The organism is Streptomyces sp. SID3212 (assembly GCF_009865405.1).
In the GTDB taxonomy this organism is placed as follows: Bacteria; Actinomycetota; Actinomycetes; order Streptomycetales; family Streptomycetaceae; genus Streptomyces.
Genome location: NZ_WWJY01000367.1, coordinates 1 through 5667 on the forward strand (window position 1 = coordinate 1; position 5667 = coordinate 5667).

The 5667-nt window shown below is 70.2% G+C and carries 7 protein-coding genes, 1 tRNA gene and 1 pseudogene; 5 read left to right on the forward strand and 4 right to left on the reverse strand.

The features are described from left to right. Positions 1-192: 192 nt before the first annotated feature. Positions 193-909 carry a DUF4097 family beta strand repeat-containing protein gene (locus GT042_RS11220; RefSeq protein ID WP_345943741.1) on the reverse strand — a complete coding sequence of 239 codons (717 nt, stop codon included), beginning with the start codon at positions 907-909 and terminating at the stop codon, positions 193-195. Between the two features lie 314 nt (positions 910-1223). On the opposite strand from GT042_RS11220, the gene GT042_RS11225 reads away from it, so the two are divergent. The 3 genes from GT042_RS11225 to GT042_RS11235 all read left to right on the forward strand — a co-directional run bounded on the left by GT042_RS11225 (position 1224) and on the right by GT042_RS11235 (position 2777). Next, positions 1224-1298, forward strand: a tRNA-Val gene (locus GT042_RS11225). Between the two features lie 47 nt (positions 1299-1345). Continuing rightward, positions 1346-2410, forward strand: a complete 1065-nt coding sequence (locus GT042_RS11230) for an HNH endonuclease (RefSeq protein ID WP_161308569.1) — start codon at positions 1346-1348, stop codon at positions 2408-2410. Between the two features lie 94 nt (positions 2411-2504). Continuing rightward, entirely contained in the window at positions 2505-2777 is a 273-nt protein-coding gene (locus GT042_RS11235) for a DUF4873 domain-containing protein (protein WP_161308570.1), read from the forward strand. Positions 2778-2796: 19 nt separating this feature from the next. Here the strand turns inward: GT042_RS11235 and sigJ are convergent, their stop codons facing one another. Further along, positions 2797-3774: an RNA polymerase sigma factor SigJ gene (sigJ, locus tag GT042_RS11240; RefSeq protein WP_161308571.1), complete on the reverse strand. Its 978-nt coding sequence runs from the start codon at positions 3772-3774 to the stop codon at positions 2797-2799. A 114-nt stretch (positions 3775-3888) separates the two neighbouring features. On the opposite strand from sigJ, the gene GT042_RS11245 reads away from it, so the two are divergent. Then, positions 3889-4332 (forward strand): helix-turn-helix domain-containing protein, encoded by a 444-nt coding sequence (locus GT042_RS11245; RefSeq protein WP_161308572.1) that lies wholly within the window; start codon positions 3889-3891, stop codon positions 4330-4332. A 22-nt stretch (positions 4333-4354) separates the two neighbouring features. Here GT042_RS11245 and GT042_RS11250 read toward each other — a convergent pair whose 3' ends face one another. Then, complete coding sequence (locus GT042_RS11250) at positions 4355-4837, reverse strand: PaaI family thioesterase (RefSeq protein WP_161308573.1); 483 nt, start codon at positions 4835-4837, stop codon at positions 4355-4357. Between the two features lie 74 nt (positions 4838-4911). Between GT042_RS11250 and GT042_RS11255 the strand changes: the two genes are divergently transcribed. Next, positions 4912-5217 (forward strand): DUF2277 domain-containing protein, encoded by a 306-nt coding sequence (locus tag GT042_RS11255; RefSeq protein ID WP_237530691.1) that lies wholly within the window; start codon positions 4912-4914, stop codon positions 5215-5217. Positions 5218-5251: 34 nt separating this feature from the next. On the opposite strand, the pseudogene GT042_RS11260 reads toward GT042_RS11255, so the two are convergent. After that, positions 5252-5667, reverse strand: a pseudogene (locus tag GT042_RS11260) (hypothetical protein); the annotation flags it as partial.

Here is a 5667-nt window from a genome sequence, read left to right on the forward strand (position 1 = left end):
GCGAACGCCCCCGGCAGGAGCGCGATCGCCACGGGGACAGGCAGCAGCAGCACCGTGAGGACATCACGGACGGCACTCGCCTTCGCTCTTACGTGCGGCTGCGCGTGTGTCGCCGTCACATCCCTCTCCCGTGCCGAGTTCGCCCTGCCCTGGTCCATTCTCCCACCAGGTAAGGACGAACACACGGGCCCGTTAGTTCGCGCTTCGGACCGTGACTTGTCCGTTGTCGCTGCGCGCCTTCACCACGTGCGTGCTGTTCCTGTCGGTCGGTACGTCGACGTCGGCCTTGCCGTTGTCGCTGTCGGCCGTCACCGCGTACGACGCCTTCGACCTGGGCAGATCGATCACGATCTTGCCGTTGTCGCTGGAGGTGTCCACGGAGTCGGGCACGGCGGTGAGGGCGAGGTGGACGGACCCGTTGTCCGCCTTGGCGGTGACGGTCCTGGCGCTGACGTCCTCGGCGACGATCCTGCCGTTGTCGCTGCCCAGGTCGAGCGTTCCGCTGGAATCCCTGACGGTCACGGACCCGTTCCGCGTCACCAGGCTCAGCGCGGTGTCGAACCCGGTCGCGAGGACCTTCCCGTTGTCCGACTCGACGCTCACGGCGACGCCGCGCGGCACCTTCACCCGGTGCTGCCCCTCGCAGTCGCTGGCGACGGCGTCGCACTTCACGCGGAGCGTGAGCGTGCCGCCCGACAACCGCCACTCGGCGTCGGGCCCGGTCCCCATGAACACCCAGCCGTCGACCTGCCGGGTCACGTCCACGGTCTTCACGTCGGCGGGGACGAGCGTGACCGACGAGTTGCCCGCGTCGATGGTCAGCTTCTTGCCGGAGAAGGCGAACGACCGGTGCTCGACGGGCGCGTCGGACGCGTCCGACCCACCGCCGCACCCGGTGACGCCGAGCACGAGCAGCGCCCCACCCCCGAGGGCGACCAGTGCCCGAACACCCTTCCGGCTACGAATACGGCTACGGCTCCGGCTACGGCGGTCGGCGCGGTCATCAAATGCGTCCACAGTGATCGTCCCCCATTAATTCGCGTTGGTCGTACGCAGGCCCCACCAGCCCTCCCACCGTACGAACGCCACCCCACCCAGGCCGATCCGGCCGCCCACCGTCTTGAGGGTGGGGCTAACCCCCGCACCCCCCACCCCCTTCGCGCCCCACCCCTACTGGTTTGCGGCCCGGCCCCCTTGTCCATGTACGCTGTTGCCTCATCCACGGGTGCGTAGCTCAGGGGTAGAGCGCTGCTCTTACAAAGCAGATGTCGGCGGTTCGAACCCGTCCGCGCCCACCAGCAAAAAGGCCTCAGTCGATCACGGCTGGGGCCCGTACTCTTCCGTCATGCACAGAGGAGCGATCACACGGGAGTCCGTGCTCAAGGCCCTGGCTGAGCACGATGAACTGGGGCGTGTTGCCTTCCTGGCCAAGTACGGCTTCGGAGAGGCGCGGTCATACGTCCTGGTGCATGAGGAGCGGAAGTACGACTCCAAGGCGATTGCCGGGGTGGCGCACCAGTGGGACCAGGGACGGGCCCTTGCGCCGCACGAGTTCAGCGGGGGCAAGGACCACGCGGTGGCATGGCTCAAGCGGGCCGGCTTCCAGGTCAAGGCCATCAACAACCCGGATTGGGCCCGCGACGAGATCATTCTCGCCTGCCAGCTGGTGATGGCGAACGACTGGAAGGGGCTGGACGCCCAGGACAGTCGGGTGGCGGAGCTGTCTGACCTGCTCCAGTTGCTTCCCATCCACGCTGAAGCGGAGCGCAACGAGAAGTTCCGCAACCTCAATGGTGTCGCCCGCAAGACGTTCGACATTGCCACCCGGCACCCGGAGTACCAAGGGAAGCCCACCAACGGCAGCGCGCTGGACGTTGCCGTACTGGAGCAGTTCCTTGCCCGGCCGGACGAGATGACCGAGGTTGCGCGGCTCATCCGCGGGGGCATCGAGGCGGGCGACCTTCGGTCCCTCGCGCCGACTGAGGAAGAGGAGTTTGACGACGACCACAGCGCGCCTGAAGGGCGACTGCTCATGCGTCGGCACAGGGCGCGTGAGCGGAACAAGGGCCTGCGCAAGAAGAAGATCGCTTCTGTTCTTCAGCGCGGTGGGCGGCTTGCTTGTGAGGCGTGCGGTTTTGACTTCGAGAGGGTCTACGGGGAACGCGGCGAGGGGTATATCGAGTGCCATCACGTCCTTCCCCTCCACGTAGCGGGGGAGGGGCGGACCAAGCTCAGCGATCTTGCCCTCATCTGCGCCAACTGTCACCGCATGATCCACCGGCGTGCACCCTGGCCGACTCCTGGGGAGCTGCGGGCATCGATAGAGCAGAAGCGCGCACTTGACAGCCGTGCGGCGGACGCCATCGCACGGCCGCGCAGGGCGGCCGACGAGCAGATGCCGAACCCATGATCTGACATTTGCTGCTGACCTCGACGTCGGTGCACAGCAGCAGTTCCGGGCGCAGGTGGCGGGTCGCGGGCGCGGCGGGGCGCACACTGGGGGAATGAGTAACTATCAGGGGCCCGCGACCCTCATCGCCGGGGACTCCGCGATCGAGGTCGTCGCCACGTTGAGCGGCAGTCGGAGCGGTGACGTCAGGCAGTGGGGCGGCAGTGCGCAGACCGGGGAGGTGGCGGAGGGTTTCCTCGCGGCCATGGAGAGCGGGGACGTGACGATCCGGCTGCCCGACGGGCAGGAGGGGGTTGTCGTCGCCACGACCACCGCCATCGGGAGCGGGCGGCTGCGGATTTCTGGGAATGGGGTCATTCCGTTCTAGTTCGGTCGGTCGGTCGGGTTCAGTTGGTCAGGGTCGTTAGTTTGTCTGGGTTTGTGATGTTGTAGATGTCGCTCACCCGGTCGCCCTCCGGGGTCAGGTCCACCACCAGCACCGCGAACGGGGACTCCCCGCTGAACAGCACCGCCGACGGGTCCCCGTTGACCCGCCGGTAGCGGATGCTGAGGTCCTCGGGCGCGTGGGTGGCGCGGGCGACCAGCAGGCGGGCCACGTTGTCGCTGCCGTGGATCGGGCGGGGGCCCGCGGCCTTGGACTTGCCTCCGCCGTCGCTCCAGAGCGTGACGTCCGGGGCGAGGAGGCGCAGCAGGGCCTCCAGGTCGCCGCCGAAGGCCGCGGCCACGAAACGTTCGGTGACCTGCTGCCGCAGTTTCGGGTCGGCGCGGTAGCGGGGGCGCCGGGCGTGGACGTGTTCCCTTGCCCGGTGGGCGAGTTGGCGTACGGCGGCGGGGGTACGGCCCAGGATGTCGGCAGTCTCGGTGTGCGCGTAGCCGAACACCTCGTGCAGCACGAACACCGCACGCTCCAGCGGCGTGAGCGTCTCCAGCACCACCATCATCGCCAGCGAGACGGATTCGGCGCGCTCGACCGCCTCCGCCGCGTCCCCGGTGTCCGTCGCGGGGGTGGCGACGAGGGGTTCCGGCAGCCAGGAGCCCACGTACGTCTCACGGCGCCGGGTGATGGCCGCGCGGCGGGCCACGGCCCCGTTCACCGCGATCCGTACGAGATAGGCCCTCGGGTGGTTCACCGGGGCGGCGCCCGGCGCCGCGTTCCTGGCCGCCCACGCGAGCCAGGTCTCCTGGAGGACGTCCTCGGTGTCGGCCACGCTGCCGAGCATGTTGTAGACGAGGGAGAAGAGCAGTTCGCGGTGGTCGGTGAACACCTGCGTGGGTGTGGGGGGTGCGGGGGGAGTGGAGGGAGTGATCGGGGTGGTGGTGGGGGTGGGGTTTTTCGCCGGTTCCTTGCTGGTCGTGTCGGGCATCGTGGCCTCCTCTTCGCGCCGTTCGCTCCCTGAGAGCCGCCCGCGCCCCGGAGTGTGACATCCCGGCCGTGCGCGGGCGGCCGACCGCGTGTGCCGTCCTTCTACACTCGGGGGATGCGGTGGAGCGAGATCGGCGAGGTGGACTGTTCGATCGCCCGGGCGTTGTCCGTGGTGGGGGACCGCTGGACGCTGCTCGTGCTGCGGGACGCGTTCGCGGGGGTACGGCGCTTCGAGGACTTCCGGAGCCGTACGGGGGCCTCGCGGCCGGTGCTCACGGAGCGGCTCGGCACGCTCGTGGAGCACGGGGTGCTGCGGCGGGTGCGGTACCAGGAACGGCCGGAGCGGTACGAGTACCGGCTCACCGAGAAGGGCGTCGGCCTCTACCCCGTGATCGTCTCGCTGCTCACCTGGGGCGATCGGTGGATGGCGGGCGACGACGGGCCGCCCGTACGGCTGCGCCACGAGACCTGCGGGCACACCATCGCGCCCGAACTGTCCTGTCCCGACTGCGGCGAGGCCATCGACCCGCGCCGGATGATCCCCTCGGTGCGGGCCTGACCGGCCCCCGCCCCTGAGCGTCCTACGGGCGCAGGATCAGGCAGGTCGTCGTCGCGTGCGCGACCAGCTTGCCGCGCTTGTCCATGACCCGGCCCTCCGCGGTCGCGGTGCGCCGGCCCACGTGGATCGTGGTGCCCTCGGCGGTCAGCCGGCCCGCGTCCAGGGCGACCGTACGGATGTAGTTCACCTTCAGCTCCAGCGTCGTGAACCCGACACCGGCGGGCAGCGTCGAGTGCACCGCGCAGCCCACGACCGAGTCGAGCAGGGCCGCGGCGATACCGCCGTGCACCGAGCCCAGCGGGTTGGAGAAGTCCGCGCGCGTGGTGAGGGACATGACCACCCGTCCCTCCTCGACCTCGTCGAACGTCATTCCCAGCAGCCGTCCGATGGACGGCACGTCCCCGGGCTGCTTCTGGGCCCAGCGGAGGAGTTCGAGTCCGGTCAGGGCGGCGAGATCAACCGGATCGGGCCCGTTCACCGGATCGGCCGGGTCGAGGAGAGTCATGCGGGCGAACTTATCAGTTCAGTTTTGTGACTCACCAGCTACTGCCCGGCCGCCGGACGCGGCACACTGGAAGCATGTGCCGCAGCATCAAGACCCTCCGTCCGCCCGTCCTCCCCGAAGAGGCCACCGAGGACGACATCAGGGCCGCCGCCCTCCAGTACGTACGCAAGGTGTCCGGCTTCCGTGAGCCCGCCGCCCACAACCGCGAGGTCTTCGCGCAGGCCGTCGACGAGATCGCCGAGGCCACGGCGAGGCTGCTCCAGGGCATCGAGGTGCGGGGCGGCGCCAAGCGGGCGGCCACCGGGGCCACCGGGGCCGCCGTGGACGCCGTGGATGCCGTCAAGGAGAGCAACGAGAGCAAGGAGAGCGTGGACGCCTGAGCGAGATCCGGGGTCTGCCGCCCGCGCCCCCGTCCTAGGAAGCCAGTAGCGGCTCGGACGGCGTGGGCCGCGCCTGGGCCTGGGCCGGCACCGGTACGGACTCCGCGAGGCGCGCCTCCGCCGGCCCCGCTTCCGCCAGGCCCGCCTTCCCCGGTCCCGCTTCCGCCGCCTCCCGCGCCGGACCCCGCATGAGGTACGCCGCCAGGGAGCCCGCCGCGAACAGCGCCAGGACGGACAGCGCCGCGCCCACCCAGCTCGCGCCCAGCCACTGGCCGCCGAAGTAGCCGAGGCCCACGCTGTACCCCGTCCACGCGACGGCCGCCAGCGCCGACCAGGGCAGGAACTCCTTCACCTTGCCGTGGGCCGCGCCCGCGCCGAGGGACACCACCGAGCGGCCCGCCGGAGCGAAGCGCGCGATGACGACCAGGATGCCGCCGCCCGCGCCGAGCG

What these genes read in the sequence shown, in the direction of transcription:
- GT042_RS11250 (WP_161308573.1), bottom strand. Translation starts at nt 4,837, where the DNA reads ATGACTCTCCTCGACCCGGCCGATCCGGTGAACGGGCCCGATCCGGTT.
- GT042_RS11235 (WP_161308570.1), top strand. Translation starts at nt 2,505, where the DNA reads ATGAGTAACTATCAGGGGCCCGCGACCCTCATCGCCGGGGACTCCGCG.
- GT042_RS11245 (WP_161308572.1), top strand. Translation starts at nt 3,889, where the DNA reads ATGCGGTGGAGCGAGATCGGCGAGGTGGACTGTTCGATCGCCCGGGCG.
- sigJ (WP_161308571.1), bottom strand. Translation starts at nt 3,774, where the DNA reads ATGCCCGACACGACCAGCAAGGAACCGGCGAAAAACCCCACCCCCACC.
- GT042_RS11230 (WP_161308569.1), top strand. Translation starts at nt 1,346, where the DNA reads ATGCACAGAGGAGCGATCACACGGGAGTCCGTGCTCAAGGCCCTGGCT.
- GT042_RS11255 (WP_237530691.1), top strand. Translation starts at nt 4,912, where the DNA reads ATGTGCCGCAGCATCAAGACCCTCCGTCCGCCCGTCCTCCCCGAAGAG.